General features: G+C 40.3%; 10 protein-coding genes. 9 read left to right on the top strand and 1 reads right to left on the bottom strand.

The window, feature by feature from the left end:
- Window positions 1-148: 148 nt before the first annotated feature.
- The 7 genes from KKC46_22390 (at window position 149) to gdhA (ending at window position 9,596) form a co-directional block, all read left to right on the top strand.
- Window positions 149-2,320 (top strand): hypothetical protein, encoded by a 2,172-nt coding sequence (locus KKC46_22390; GenBank protein MBU1056553.1) that lies wholly within the window; start codon window positions 149-151, stop codon window positions 2,318-2,320.
- A 387-nt stretch (window positions 2,321-2,707) separates the two neighbouring features.
- Window positions 2,708-2,800 carry a type II toxin-antitoxin system RelE/ParE family toxin gene (locus KKC46_22385; GenBank protein ID MBU1056552.1) on the top strand — a complete coding sequence of 31 codons (93 nt, stop codon included), beginning with the start codon at window positions 2,708-2,710 and terminating at the stop codon, window positions 2,798-2,800.
- Between the two features lie 126 nt (window positions 2,801-2,926).
- Window positions 2,927-3,715 carry an alpha/beta hydrolase gene (locus KKC46_22380; GenBank protein ID MBU1056551.1) on the top strand — a complete coding sequence of 263 codons (789 nt, stop codon included), beginning with the start codon at window positions 2,927-2,929 and terminating at the stop codon, window positions 3,713-3,715.
- Between the two features lie 103 nt (window positions 3,716-3,818).
- The gene (locus KKC46_22375) at window positions 3,819-5,675 is read left to right on the top strand and encodes a HAMP domain-containing protein (GenBank protein ID MBU1056550.1); all 1,857 of its coding nucleotides are present in this window, start codon (window positions 3,819-3,821) and stop codon (window positions 5,673-5,675) included.
- Window positions 5,653-7,101, top strand: coding sequence for a sigma-54 dependent transcriptional regulator (locus KKC46_22370; GenBank protein ID MBU1056549.1), 1,449 nt, complete (start codon window positions 5,653-5,655; stop codon window positions 7,099-7,101). The genes KKC46_22375 and KKC46_22370 overlap by 23 nt, the downstream gene beginning before the upstream one ends.
- A 505-nt stretch (window positions 7,102-7,606) precedes the next feature.
- A complete protein-coding gene (locus KKC46_22365) occupies window positions 7,607-8,188 on the top strand; it encodes a BTB/POZ domain-containing protein (protein ID MBU1056548.1) in 582 nt (193 codons plus the stop codon).
- A 52-nt stretch (window positions 8,189-8,240) separates the two neighbouring features.
- On the top strand, window positions 8,241-9,596 hold the full coding sequence (gene gdhA / locus KKC46_22360) for an NADP-specific glutamate dehydrogenase (protein ID MBU1056547.1): 1,356 nt from the start codon (window positions 8,241-8,243) through the stop codon (window positions 9,594-9,596).
- Window positions 9,597-9,642: 46 nt separating this feature from the next.
- Here the strand turns inward: gdhA and KKC46_22355 are convergent, their stop codons facing one another.
- A complete protein-coding gene (locus KKC46_22355; GenBank protein MBU1056546.1) occupies window positions 9,643-12,234 on the bottom strand; it encodes a PEP/pyruvate-binding domain-containing protein in 2,592 nt (863 codons plus the stop codon).
- An 842-nt stretch (window positions 12,235-13,076) separates the two neighbouring features.
- On the opposite strand from KKC46_22355, the gene KKC46_22350 reads away from it, so the two are divergent.
- Entirely contained in the window at window positions 13,077-13,700 is a 624-nt protein-coding gene (locus tag KKC46_22350; protein ID MBU1056545.1) for a VPLPA-CTERM sorting domain-containing protein, read from the top strand.
- Window positions 13,697-14,506 carry a VPLPA-CTERM sorting domain-containing protein gene (locus KKC46_22345; protein ID MBU1056544.1) on the top strand — a complete coding sequence of 270 codons (810 nt, stop codon included), beginning with the start codon at window positions 13,697-13,699 and terminating at the stop codon, window positions 14,504-14,506. Before KKC46_22350 ends, KKC46_22345 begins: the two co-directional genes overlap by 4 nt.
- The last annotated feature ends 320 nt before the right edge of the window (window positions 14,507-14,826 follow it).

The raw sequence follows: 14,826 nt of genomic DNA, 5'->3' as shown, positions 1-14,826 counted from the left end.
GCCGAATTCGAAGCTATTTGTCGACTTGCCGTAAGCATGGAGTTAAGGCAAGTCAGGCGTTGGAGCTATTGTTTAAAGGCAAATTGCCCGACTTTCTTATGTGAACGGGAGTATATATTAAAATGACGCTGAATAATTACTAACATACATGCCGATACCAAGTCCAATTGGGATGGAGCTTAGCAATGATGGTCAGACTTTGTTCCTGTACGCATATCGTGACCGCCGCTATCCCGAGAGTTGGTACGGTGTGCTATCAGTGGATATCTCTGACCCCTATGCTATTCGGGAAACAGGAAAGCATGACATCGATATTCTACAAGCGCGACTTTCGGTTGATGGCACCCTCTTATTTGTGAAGGAAAGAGGAGAACTTGTGCGTAACAAATACACGAATATTTTTCTTAATATCTATAGAGTTTCACCTGCTGATAAATCAACACCGCTATCCAGGATGCAAATGAAATGGTTGAGTGGAAACTTCTTTCCAACACCAGATGGAAAGCATCTTGTACTAGGTCGTATGGGAGAATTAATTGTATATGACATTTCGAACCCTTCTGCCCCAAGTAAAGAATTTGAATTATCCCCTAATTTGGGTTATCCAAAAGAAATTGGAAAGGACGGGACGCTTTATCTATCTAACGGTTTAAATGGTGATGAACTGGTTCTTGCTAGTGTTATACCCAAATTTAAAAAAATCTGCGTTTTCAGTAAAAAGCTATCAAGCTTGAATATTCTATATATCAGTGAGGATAGCAAAACGGTTTACATTTCTGCACTTGACAAAACAATCAATGTTATAGATTTGGCTGACAAGAAAGCCCCGAAGATTGTAGCAAATTACAGTACCCCAAACTATGTTGGCGCTATGGTTCCTGCGTGTAATGACAAGCTGATATATGCCGGCTTGCTGGACTCGATTGTCGTTATTGACCCAGCGAAAGCAATTCCGACTTCTGAATCGCTAATCAGTGCACACACTGAAGCATTAAGGCAATACAAGCGCAAAGATCTCAAATTCGACTTTGAGCCGGTTAGCAACGCAATCAATGTTCTTGAAGCTGCCGGAATTACAAGGGCAATCGAGAGAAAGCCCTCGGGTCTTTCTGATAAGGTATTTGCCAGTATCCTGAATGACTACGGATTTTTCCTGTCAAAAAATATTTTTCGGGAAGATGATGAAGCAATTGAGATATACAAAAAAGTAACAGCTTTAGACACTAACCGCTCCGTGGCCTACCTGAACCTTGGAGAAAGTTTGCAGAAACGCTTGTCAAGAACAGATTCTTTTCAGGAAAAGATTGCTTTAACGAAAGAGATAAAGACTGCTTACTTACAGTATAAAAAACTCCATGGAAAATCCACACCAACAATTGATTCTTTTCTGGCGCTCAATATCGTAGATACTCCGATTACCGATTTCTGCGAATACGTAACAGCTTATACAAATCAGGAAAGGTTGACAGAACTTTTCGGTACAGGAAAATCGGTTGAAAAGAGCAATAATCAGGGTAGTATGCGAGTAGAGATAAGTTATGGAGGATCTGCGAATCACCCTTATGTGAGCTTTATTGATAACGAAACAAATCAGGAGATCGATTGGAAACTCCCGGAAAATGGTGAGAATATGCCATGGGCAGCCAGGATAAACATTGTACCTTTTTCAGATGGACACCATCTGCTATATTATAAGAATGGAGGCCATCTGGTGATGTCTTTGCCTATTGGTGCAGCATGGGATACTGGCACAGTTTGTCGTTTTACCGAGCACATTACTGAGTCATTCGATATGAAGGGAAAGAACACGGAAGTCTGCAATCTTGTGCTGTCTTCAAAACATCCGTCATTTATCAATTTTGAGAAATCACACTTTTTGAACAATGAAACGCTTAAAGCTGCCAGATATTACTCTACGGATGAATTTATGGCCGGCAAGGTTGACTTTGACAACGACGGGAAGGAAGATATGCTTGTACATCTTCAGTACCAAAGCGGCGCAGGTCCTGGTTGCATATATGACTTCTTCGATCTCTTAAATGAAGAAAAGGAGGGGTTCTCTACATCAAAAAGCAGATCTTTGTTGCTTGAAATGCAGGACATAGAACACAGGCCCGGAGTTATGCACCCCGTTCCTCATTGTCATGGGAATGCTACAGGGTGGTTCAGATTTAATGGTATTACGTATTTTGAAACAAAATACCCTGAAGATCAACCGCAGGATTCGGAGCAGGAATTCCGCACTGTTTCTTACATAAAGGATGGTCAGATTAAAAGAATTTGTGAGGCTAATTTCTCGATACAGGTGGAGGGACACTAAACAAAAGGGTGCTTTAGGCAAAAGCATCTAATTGTTCGGTGAAGCTCTCTGAAGCAGATTCATATCTTTATAAATGTAGTAAGAGTTTTATATTGTGGATATATTAAGGTGCTGACAAAACTATTAAACCTGATTAATGCTGCTGATCAGTTACCCGGCAGTTCATGCCGGGAAAATAAAGAATAAATACAAGCGTCAATATCCCCTCACGCTGATTCGACTTCCTCCTTTTTCAAAGATTTTTTGCGCAATACTTCGGTACAAATACAATATGGTATTTGCAATCCCATTTTAAATGGGATAAACGTTTCCAATTATAGTCTATATTATTTCCCACCGGATCGATAGAACCTATTAAGGTCCTGCACCTGAAGTGGAGGGTTTGGATTGATATTAAAAGAAGAAAGACAAGGTCGATATAGCATAAGAATAAATGATCAATATCGGGTTTGTTTTAAATGGGAAAAAGAAAACACTTGAGAAATTAGTCAGAACGATGAAACTGTCTATAAACATATTAAACACGCTGTCGATGAACTCCAGACTGGAAAGGGATGCAGTAACAACACCCCACGTTGGGCGGCTTATGACAACCCGGAGAAGAAGATGCTAAAAACCAAAGGACTGGAATACGAGATTCAAGGCGATGGGGAACCGATACTGCTTATTCACGGAAGTATTTTAGCGGACGCTTTCCTCCCGCTCACTAATGAGGCGGTACTTTCCGACCATTATAAACTTATCCGGTATCACCGCCGAGGTTTTGCCGACAGCGATCCCATTACTGGAGCATTCAGTATCGAAGAGCAAGCTCAAGATGCGTTGACGCTGCTGCATGCGCTCGGCATACAACGTGCGCATGTGATCGGGCATTCCTATGGAGCAGTGACCGCTTTGCAGCTTGCTTGCCAGGCTCCGTCCGCTGTTCACTCACTTGTACTTCTTGAGCCCCCGAAGACCACCGAAGAACCGGAAAGCATGGAGGAGTTCGAGCCACTTATCGCACAGTTTAGTTCCGGCGATGTTATTGGTGCTGTTGATTCATTCATGGCTATGGTTGGCGGACCGGACTGGAGATCTGAGGTGCAGCGCACAGTGCCGGACGGTCCCGAACAGGCCGAAAGGGATGCCGCTACCTTTTTCGATATAGAATTTCCAGCGCTGGGGAACTGGATTCTCAGCAAAGATAAAGCAAGTAGAATCTCACACCCAATCCTTTATCTCCTTGGAGCCGAGAGTGACCCTATGTTCGACAAGGCAAAGCAGGCTTTTAAGTCAATCGTCACGCACACAGAAGAAGTACTGCTTCCAGGACTCAATCATCTCTTTATGATACGAAATCCAAGCCAGGTAGCCATACCGATCGCTGACTTTCTGGCGCGGCATCCTATTTGACGAAGCACACCTTCGTTAATGAGAACGAGGCAACGGGCTAACCGGGATACAGTTAAACCTGATGCCAATAATATACGGATCGAATTAAATATACTGGAAAATTATGCCTTACAATAAAAAACCAGGGGTTAGCCTGCAGGCCAAAGTGATGTTTATTTTTCTTGCTCTTGCTCTTGTTCCCCTTCTGATTATTGGGTGGTTTTCGATTAAAACAACCGAGGATCTGATAGCCAGCATGGTTATTCGTCAACTTCAAAATGTAGCGGTAGACAAGGTTGCTATTCTCGAACGCTGGCTTGATGAACGTAAGGCAGATCTTATGGTTGTTGCCGGGACATCAATATTAAAATCCATGAATCCCGATCTGATAGCTCCTTACCTTAATCTTGTGCGCGATAAATATGGCGTTTATAAGAATTTAAAAGTAGTTTCGGCTTCCGGAAAAATTATTTTTAATAGCAGAAAAGACAAATCCAGCCCAAAAATAAACGATACCGGAACTTATATTGCCAGAGACGCTCTGTATATGTCCGACATTACATATTTACCCGAAGAAAAGGAGTCATCCTTTGATATCGCAACTCCCGTTACAGGGAATAATGGCAAGCTTTTAGGAACGGTTTACGGCAGCGTTGGGACTAATAAAATAGTATTTTTTATTCTTAATGTATCTTTAGGTGTTACCGGCGAATGTTATCTTGTGGATAGGGATGGAAGATTCCTTGCGCACAAGGAGCCTTCAAGAATTTTAACGGAAAATATATCTCAGTCTGAAAGCTTCAAAAAAATATTCGAAAAACGAGACGGCAAAAAGGCATATCTGGATTATCGTGGCATAGAAGTACTGGGCGCTTCCCTGAATGTCGGCGGCACAGACTGGTATATTGTTGTTGAACAGGATTACGAAGAAGCTTTCCAGAGTGCAAAAACCCTTAAACGCATAATTTATATTACTCTTATTTTATGCATCGTAAGCGCATTTATGCTTACATGGATGATTTCGTACCGGATTGTAAGCCCTATAAGAACGCTCAGCAGATATGCCGGAAATATAGCGGTTTCAGAATTTGACAAGCCGATTGTAAAAATTAACACAAATGACGAGATTGGTTTGCTTTATAGCGCATTTGAAGACATGTCGCACAAACTTCAGGAGCGCCAGAACAATCTTGAAAAAAAAGTCGGGTTAAGAGAAGCGGAACTGAAAGAAACAAAAATTATTGCAGAACGTTCGGAAAAGTTTGCAGCAATGGGAAGAATGGGTGCTGCTGTTGCTCATGAAATAAGGACCCCCCTCACTTCCATTAAACTTTTCCTGGAATCCGTACAGGATCAGATCGAACGTTTTCCGGAAGACAAAGAAGATTTCCGGATAGCAATGAAACAGGTTAACAGAATTGAAGCAACTATAAACAGGTTTCTTGAATTTACAAAACCACAGGCTCTTTTGTTTTCGGTAATTGATGTGGCAAAACTTATAGAAGATGTTCTATCTATAGTCAGGCCTCTTGCAAATCGTCAGGAATGTGCACTTAATGTCAGAATTGATAATAATCTCCCGTCAATAAATGGAGACAGAAAATTATTGTCCGAAGCTCTTATCAACCTTCTTATTAATGCTCTTGAGGCAATACCTTTGCACGGCGTTGTTTCCATGACAGCTGCCGAAGATATTTTTAAACTAAACGACAGAAATGAATCCTGTGTTAAAATTGAAATTTGTGATACCGGCCAGGGGATTCCCGAGGATCAGATTGAAAATATTTTTGAGCCGTTTTTTACCACAAAAGCATCCGGTACTGGACTGGGACTTCCGCTTGTGCTAAATACGATTAAAAATCATGGCGGAGTAATACATGTTAATAGTGTTTTTCAACAGGAAACGATATTTACCATTTTTCTACCCATAGAAATCAACCAACAGATATTAGAAAATGATGGAAAAAATATTACTAGTTGATGACGATGAAGGTCTGTTACACTTTTTAAGCAGATTTTTTCAAAGGAAAGGTTACGAAGTAACCGCCTGCCTTAATGGCAAGGCCGCTATTGAAAAAATAAACAAGGAAAGTTTCGATCTTATTCTTCTTGATTATAAGATGCCCGAATTCAATGGGCTGGATACTTTAGCGGAAATTAAAGCCGTTGAGGTAAAAACACCCGTGATCATAATGACGGCTTACGGCACAACGGATCTGACCATTGAAACTATGAAGAAAGGCGCTTACGACTATCTTGTAAAGCCTTTTGACAGAAAAGATCTGAGCCGTATTGTAAATGATGCACTTGCTATTAGCCGCCAGATGAAAGAGATTGTCAGCTTTCCAGATTCTACAACTGCAATACCGGCTTCAATGGATAGAAATTCGCATCAGATCATAGGCAACAGCAAAATAATGCAGGATATTTATAAGCTGATAGGCCAGATAGCGGAAAAAGATGTTTCGGTTCTGATAACAGGTGAAAGCGGAACGGGAAAAGAGTTGATGGCAAGAGCCATATACCATCACAGCTGTCGCAAAGATAAACCTTTTATCGCTATTAATTGTGCAGCCATACCCGAAACTCTTTTTGAAAGCGAATTGTTCGGACATGAGCGGGGTGCATTCACCGGAGCTGAAAGGACATACATCGGTAAAATTGAGAGATGCGACAATGGCACTCTTTTTTTAGATGAGATCGGCGAAATGTCTCCTGCCCTGCAGGCTAAGCTGCTGCGGGTTCTTCAGGAAGGTGAATTCGAAAGGCTGGGCGGAAACCGGATCATCAAAGTTAATGTACGCGTGATAACTGCTACCAATAAAAATCTTGAAAAAGAGGTAGCACTTGGCGGATTCAGAAAAGATCTTTACTGGCGCCTGAAAGTTATTTCAATCGATATTCCGCCTCTAAGGCAACGCATGGGAGATGTCCCGGATCTGGTGGATTATTTTCTGAAAAAATTCAGCTCGGAATACAACAGGCCTCTTTGCTATTTGTCAGGAACGGCTTCAAACAAACTGACCGCATATTCATGGCCGGGAAATGTGCGTGAACTTGAAAACTGTATACGACGCGCCGTTTTACTCAGCACCGGGGATGTGATAGCTGAAGGAAACCTGATGATACCTGACCCGAAGGAAGAACATGTTCTGCAGACTCTGAACCGCGAACAGTTGATTGAGCGTCTGAAAGAAAAACTTGAAGAAATAATCCCTGAAATACTTCGCCTTTCAAAACAGGATATCCATACCAATCTTATTGAAGTAGTTGAAGAAACCCTGATCAGTAAGGTTCTTCGCGAATGCGGCAACAACCAGGTCCAGGCCGCCAAAATGCTTGGAATCAGCCGAAACACATTGCGGCATCGCCTTAAAAAACAACTCGATAAACACGAAGATGAATAAAAGCATAAACAAGCGAGCCACTTTCAAAACGTTTCAGTTTGGTCAAGCTCAAGGCGGGCGAAAATTTCAACCACAGGAATACATAGAGTATTTCGAGGATTGAAATTTTCGCCCAACGCAGAGATCGGCCAAAATGGGGCGTTTTGAAACTGGCTCAGGCATAAAACTGCTCAAATATTATATTGCTGTTCAAATATCATACAGCTAAGAATATTCCCCTATTAACATCTTTATTACCAATAAGTTACCTTTCAATCATATATTCTGCAATCCATGTGAACTGTATATTTTTAATCATCGGACATTTCCTGATTCTTTAAACTCATTTTCATCATAAATATATTTAGCAATTAATACTGATAGTTACATCTTTTAGTAAATATATTATCTCCCGGCATATCTTTTGCGTAGAGAACTCAAGAACAGAAATTGAAGCTAAAAAATTACCGGCAATTTTAAATGTTTCTATTAACAGGCTGTATTTAAAAAAAAGGGGGGGTTCCACATGCGGGTGAATCAAATACAAAAGCTGTATGACGGCTTTGAGGATAGAACCTTTATTCATATGAGTACAAATATGAATCGTGAAGGACTTCTCATAAGCGAAAGAATTGAGGAAATCATGATGATGTGCGACAGGGAACATCCCGTTTATGAACAGATAAGCAGTTTCAGTATCGCATTATACACACTCGGTTTTTTTAATTGCGATGATTTGATGTCCTTTCAGGATATTGACGCGCATGAAGCCGCTGTCATTTTAAGCGAACATTTTGAAAAATTCAATCAGGATAACCTGCCGCAAGAATACAATATCACCGAATCTAAGGAACAATATATGCTGGTTGTAGGAGATCCTCTGTTTCCGGTACATTTTGCCGTTCTTGCAGATACAGCCTGTTCAAAACCATTTTTCTCTAAACTGCCTTTTTTTGGCAGTGGTTTTGACAGCCTTGAGGAATTGGTGAATGAATTCTCAGGTATCGAAGGAATAAGTCCTGATGATTTTCATTTTTTTAAAAAAACAAGGTCCGGGGCAATACCTGCTTCATCAATTGGTAAAATATATATAGTGAAAAATTATTAGCGGCATCTAAATTATTGAAAAATTAATTTTAAAATTCCAAGGAGACAGTTGAATGTCAGTTATCAAGAGCGTCATTGACAAAGTAAAGCAAACAGACCCGGGGCAGAATGAATTTCACCAGGCAGTTACAGAAGTTTTGGAATCACTGGAACCAACAACTAAGCGGCATCCTGAATTTGTAAAAAGCGGCATATACGAAAGAATTGTTGAACCGGAAAGAGCTATTATTTTTCGGGTACCCTGGGTTGATGATAAAAACCGTGTTGTAGTTAACCGTGGGTTTCGAGTACAGTTTAATAATGCTATAGGTCCTTTTAAAGGAGGCCTTAGATTCCACGCTTCAGTGAATTTGAGCATTATCAAATTTCTGGGATTTGAGCAGATTTTTAAAAACTCTCTGACAACTCTGCCTATGGGCGGCGGCAAAGGCGGTTCCGACTTTGATCCAAAGGGAAAATCCGATTGCGAGATAATGCGTTTCTGCCAGGCCTTTATGAGAGAACTTTTCAGACATATTGGCCCTGAGACAGACGTGCCTGCCGGAGATATCGGTGTAGGCGGCCGTGAGATAGGTTATATGTTCGGCTACTATAAAAAACTCAGAAATGAACATACCGGCGTTTTGACGGGAAAAGCGCTTGAATACGGAGGAAGCCTCATCAGGCCGGAAGCCACAGGATATGGAACCGTATATTTTGCAGCCGAAATGCTGGCAACAAGGGGAATTGATTTCAAAAATAAATGTGTGGCCGTCAGCGGCTCCGGCAATGTCGCCCAGTTTGCCATTGAAAAAGTCAACCAGATGGGCGGAAGGGTTATTTCAGTTTGCGATTCGAATGCAACTGTTATAGATGAAAAGGGTATAGACAGCGACAAATGCTGTTATATCATGGAACTGAAAAATGTTAACCGCGGACGTATAACTGAATATGCGGATAAATATAAGACTGTCTGTTTTGAAGGCAAAAATGTATGGGATGTCATAAGAGAGCAAGGCATCAAAGTAGATATTGCACTACCATGCGCCACTCAGAATGAAATCAATGCGGATAATGCACAAGCCCTTGTAAAAAGCGGCTGTATCTGCGTGGCGGAAGGCGCCAATATGCCTTCTACTCCTGAAGCTGTTAAAATTTTCCAGGACAACAACATTCTTTACGGTCCGGGCAAAGCAGCCAATGCCGGCGGTGTGGCTACTTCCGGCCTTGAAATGAGCCAGAACAGCATGAAACTGTCATGGACAAGAGAAGAAGTTGACAGCCGCTTGCTGATTATCATGAAAAGCATTCATAATTCATGTTTAAATGCAGCAGAAGCCTATGGCAAAAAGGGAGATTATGTGATGGGCGCCAATATAGCCGGATTCGTCAAGGTCGCAAAGGCCATGCTCGCCTATGGAGTCGTATAGAAACGTAGTAAATACAACAAATATTAAGGATGATTTGTTGCCATGGCTAATCCAAAAGGTAGCAAATCATCCTTTGAGTTACAACATTGGAGTGAATAATCAATCCTTTCCCGCTCATGTCCCAAACCTTTACAACATGGCTCAGGTTTTTTTCCTCAAGGCTTAAGCTGTCGAGCAGATTCGGCAATTCCCGAAACCAGTTCTGCCTGAATATCACACCGGGATTTTCAGGATAAACGGCAAAATAAAAAATGCCCGTTTCAATAAGATCATGAAAAAAGTGTGTTCCGAAAGACAAGTCCGGGATCAGACTCCCGTCCCGGTAGCTTAATTCTGCAAGTACTGCAATATGATTGATTTCTGAAAAATTTACAGGAACTCCCATTTCAGGTGAAGAAGTTCCCCATCTTCCAGGCCCTATCAACATAGTTGGCGTTTTTTTCCTGTCGCTCACCATTTTATTTAATTTGCCGATCAGACGAGCCACACTGTATTTATCCGTTTGTGAAAGCTTAGTGTAGGATTCAGGATCAACATAAATTATTCTTGAAATCGGTTGCAAAACATTTCCACCCATAAAACTTCCTTCTGTAAGGACAACGATTTTCTCTTCCGGTATTGCTTCTAACTCTGTAGCATTGCGCATGTGCTCAATAGATTGAAAGGGACGGCATTGCAGCAAGTTGATCTGAATATCGTTTGCCTGGTTGAAGTTAATTGTAAATTCGATATCCACTGGATTCTCATATGTATTTTCAAGCCTTCTCAGCATTTTTTTCATCAAATTGACAAAAGGCGTTTCTGTAAGAAAAGCATCAAATGTAAGAACCCATATGTCCCTGCCGGGTTTGCCCATGTTAAGTAAGTTCTGATAAGCTTCCGTATCCCTTATAGCCACAAGTTCGAGATTTTTCGGAGCTTCTTCTTCAAGCAACCTATCCATAGGTATAGTTTCTATCTGATTTGCCTCAAGATTCAGCACATCAACAAAATGCTGCGAATACTTGCTGATGTCTTTCATTCCGGATAGTGGCTTTACTATCGGATCGTCCAAAGCAACGATTCTCGGGTAATCATTTTCAACCCTGTTAACAGCTCGTGTTCCCAGCCCTAATACCAGCCTTATCATACCGGCTTTTTCGTCCATATCCTTTTTCCAGACAAATGGATTGCGGGATAAACCCACTCCGGCAAGTTCCGGGAAAAAATAACGTTTATGGTAAGCGCCTGATACCCGCTGAACCAAAATGGCCATCTGTTCATCCATCTGATCAAGCTTTCTTTGCAATCTGTAGGCAAGGGCATCCTCGCTCATCGTGCTTGCAAATATCTTACGGATCGCTTCTTCAAAATTCTCATATCTTTTCTCCGGAGAACCCTGGTTTACACAAAAAAAACTCTCGTATTTTCCGGCAAAGGCACTGCCGAAGGCATCTTCAAGAAGGCTGCTGGAACGGACTATAATAGGCGACTGCCCGAAATATTCCAGCATCAGCCGGAATTGTTCCTTAATTTCTTCAGGAAAGTAGCCGCTTAACATCTTATAATTAAGCTCTGAAGCTTTATCAAAATACTCTTCTTTAGTTTTATGCGCCATGAAAATCTTCCACCAACCATTTCTGGCTATATAAGAATAAAATACATCAGAGCCTATATAGAATGAATCATGATGCTCCAGAACATCATGCCATTTAAATGAGTTATCCTGCGTCAATATCTTTCTCGACAACAGCATTCCCACAGATTTTCCGCCGATGAATCCTGTTCCAATAAGCCGCTCTTTAATTTGCAGAAGATCTTCCAAAGTTATATGCTTTCTTATCAAGGATAATAATCTTTGGTTCCGGCTAAGCAACACACGGCTTAGCCGCTCAACCATATCCTGCTTTTCTTCAAATCTTGAATCTGATTCCAGAATATTTTTAGCCTGCATGAAAAGATGATCCCAGTAGTCGAGATGCCTTTGGGCTGCCATAGTATTGCGTTTGGAAAGATGGGAAAAAAGCTGGGTGGCATCCACACTGTCTATAACAGGCACAAGTTTTTCTTTTTTCTTTATATGAGGAAAATACATTGTGGGAGAATAACGATGCTGAACCTTGATGGGATGAATACATATCTGCCCCTTGTAATTATAGACATCTATCAGAACCTGGGTTGTTTCTCTTATAAGGGCTATTGCCTTGAATGAGTGACGATTACGCAGGATTCCAAAATAGGCAGTTGTGTTTAACTCAAAAAGATACGGGCAGGTAATGGAAAAAAAATCTCCTATCATAAGGTCGGTTGCCCATATGTGAAGAAGATCAGATAGTGAATCAAATACATAGCAGGTATTTCTACCTTCTTGCCCAATGATGCTATGCACTTGTGTTGAAAAAGACTCAAACCCGGTTTCCACTTTTAAATTGTATATTATCAGATTGTTTCTTTTTTCAAGAAGTGGGGTATGGCGGGCAAATCTTAAGTAAACAACTTTTTCATTCTGGGCAATGGCCCTATTTACAAACATCGATACCAATCTCTGGTAATCATCTATAGTTTCAACCTGCCAGACTACATTGTCACTTCTTCGCAGATGATCGATTATAGTATCAAGATTATCCCAACCGGTACTTATATAAGAATTAGCAGCCATTAAATCAGCTCCTTTTATTTTGCTGTCAAATAACAAGTTTATTCAGCGATTCTCGGAAAAGCTTTCATATCAAAGAAGCTGTAGAGTTTGGCAAACCTCATTGGAAATCAAAAACACCTTATGCACACAAACCGGATTGTCTGGAAAGGTTTCCATATGCAAAATTTATCAAATATTGATACAGTGTCAATTCAATTATTACACATAAACCAATATTGGCTCTTGACAATGATATTAATATTGATACTACAATTCAGGTGAAGCGGGTACTTTTGGCTATTGATAAATTGGAGCTAAATCATGGCATTAAAAAATGATAAGTATATCAAACTTCGCGCAATTTTTTTTAAAAATTCTAATAACTTTCTTAAAACTGTCGGAAAAGTTTACACTTTTTAAAAATATCTAAAAAATAGCTATGCACAACTGCTTGTTCATATTACATTAGCATTATTATTGCGCTCACTATAAAAGAGCTTTAATTCAAAGAAAGATAGGGACTTTCATAATAACAATAATATAAAGCAATTCAGTGTATCCTGGCATATGCATACTACAACACTATGGTAGAAAATATATTTTTATCGAACCAGTTTCAAAACGCCCCATTTCGGCCGATCTTAAGCGTTGGGCTCAAATTTCAATCCTCGAAATACTCAATGTATTCCTGTGGTTGAAATTTTCGCCCGCCTTGAGCTTGACCAAACTGAAACGTTTTGGAAGTGGCTCTATCATATAAACAATTAATTACGAACGGAGGCGATAAGAGAAAGAAACCTATTCACATTAAGGCAATGGCGGTAATATCCAACACAATATAATAAAAGGGGGTATGAAGTATAATGCTTAAAAAGAAATTGGTGTTAATTATTTTTTTAGTGTTTTTCCTGTCGGGCTTTACTCTGAAACCAGTACATGCCGATATTGTTCAACCCTGGTCAAATATAAACTTATCCATCTCGTATTATAGCTTAGGACAAACTTTCATAGCAGATGAGACCAGTTATAATAATATTGTTGCATGGGTTAATCCACTGTCGACAGGCGCTGGTCAGATTATGATGTCGTTATATGATAACAGCAGCAGCTTATTGACTTCGCAGGATATTGCAGTGCCTTCAAATTATGAAGGCCCCGTTTCTTTAGATATAAGCAGCATATCATTTACGATTGGAAATAGTTATATGTTTCAGCTAACCGAACCATCATATAACTGGTTTGCGAATGTACATTACGAGGGATATGATGGAGAGGATAAATATACGGACGGTACATTGGTCACACCAAAAGGATATATTCAGGAGGGTACAAATCATATGGACCCTGCGCTATATGATTTAAATTTCCATATCGTTTCCAGTTCCTCTACCGTTCCCATACCCGGAGCGGTTTGGCTTCTCGGTTCAGGCCTGATTGGATTGGTAGGGATAAGAAGAAAAAAAATTAATAAGGGGAGTTTATTATGAAGAAAAAAAGGACGTTTTTAGTAGAGAAGATTTGTTTAGTTTTTTTAATGTCATTTTTCTTTATCGGGGCAGCATCAGCAAATACTGTTATAGATTACACACTTTCTGATGGCTGGACATATGAATCTAAGTATCCAGCGACTCTTTCGCTGTCTAATCATCCATCTGGTGGAATAACTGCAAATATCAATGTGGGGAGTGGAATAGTAGACGGTGGGCTGACTGCATCCATACATGATTTGCCAGGCTTTTCAATTTTTAACGACGGTTTTATTCAACTAGAATACGGATCATTAACAAGGACAATAAGTGGTTCTGCAAGCTCAAGCTTGAATTTAGAACTTGAATTTTATGATTCGAGCGATACCCGAAATCAAATAGGAATATCACTATGGATGTATAATGGTTTACTGGGTTTTGGCACTTGGTTTGAGAATGACTTAGGTTTAGATTTATCTTTAGGAGAACCTGTTCCGATTGGACTTTCTGCAGAGGAAGGGGCTCTCGGTCTTTATTTTCATGATTCTTCTGTTAGCCCATACTTCAAAGATATTGACTCTAACGTGATATACCCATTAGCAGATTGGGATTTGTCTGCAATATCTGCTATGTCTCTTCCCAGTGTTGACAATGACTTTGAAGCAGAGACAATAGGTGGTGGAACGGTTATGGGGTCTGTTAATCTCCAAAGGATTGTTTATGGCTCTGGTGCGCCTGCCCCTCCTGTTCCAATACCCGGAGCGATCTGGCTTCTCGGTTCCGGCCTGGTGGGATTGGTAGGGATAAGGAGAAAGTTTAAAAAATAAACCTGAAATGGATTTTTAACATAGAAAGGCAGGGTCTCATGGCTCTGCCTTTTTTGTTTTCGGCCACAACGATTATAGATTGTAATGTAGCATAGAGGGATAGAATTAAAAAAACAACACTTTCAGGAAGGCATTGTTAACTTTATAGCTAAAAAAAATCCAATTAAATTTACAATATATGTAACTATTCAGCGAAAAAAATGAAAAAGAAGTAAAAAAGTACTTGACAGGAATTTTGGTGCGAACTGCTTAAAGTAAATCTTTGATGAGAACAGAACAAATTTATTATACAGGGGTTTATCATAGTTTATTCTGAGGGC

It is taken from the genome of Pseudomonadota bacterium (assembly GCA_018817425.1).
Lineage (GTDB): Bacteria > Desulfobacterota > Desulfobacteria > Desulfobacterales > RPRI01 > RPRI01.
Note: the sequence above shows the minus strand (reverse complement) of the source record. Positions and strands in the feature narration are given on the sequence as shown.